This is a genomic window from Clostridium neuense (assembly GCF_045310695.1).
In the GTDB taxonomy this organism is placed as follows: Bacteria; Bacillota; Clostridia; order Clostridiales; family Clostridiaceae; genus Clostridium_S; species Clostridium_S neuense.
This window is the reverse complement of sequence record NZ_JBJIAA010000067.1, coordinates 1-266: the sequence shown is the minus strand read 5'-3', so window position 1 is coordinate 266 and position 266 is coordinate 1. Positions and strand designations below refer to the sequence as shown.

Below are 266 nucleotides of genomic sequence, written 5' to 3'. Positions count from 1 at the left end.
GTGGCTTATCGGGGAATCGAACCCCGGACACCATGATTAAAAGTCATGTGCTCTACCAACTGAGCTAATAAACCATATTATTTATTGTATTTTTAAATTGGCTGGGAAGGCAGGATTCGAACCTACGCATGCAGCAGTCAAAGTGCTGTGCCTTACCGCTTGGCGACATCCCAGCGTTTGGGGTGGATATAGGGACTCGAACCCTAGACAACCAGAACCACAATCTGGCGCTCTACCAACTGAACTATATCCACCATATGGTGCGT

The 266-nt window shown here is 47.4% G+C and carries 3 tRNA genes; all 3 read right to left on the bottom strand.

What is annotated here, in order from left to right:
* Position 1 precedes the first annotated feature (1 nt).
* Positions 2-74, bottom strand: a tRNA-Lys gene (locus ACJDT4_RS23400).
* A gap of 24 nt (positions 75-98) precedes the next feature.
* A tRNA-Gln gene (locus ACJDT4_RS23395) sits at positions 99-173 on the bottom strand.
* Positions 174-178: 5 nt separating this feature from the next.
* Positions 179-254: transfer RNA gene (locus ACJDT4_RS23390), tRNA-His, on the bottom strand.
* Positions 255-266: the final 12 nt, after the last annotated feature.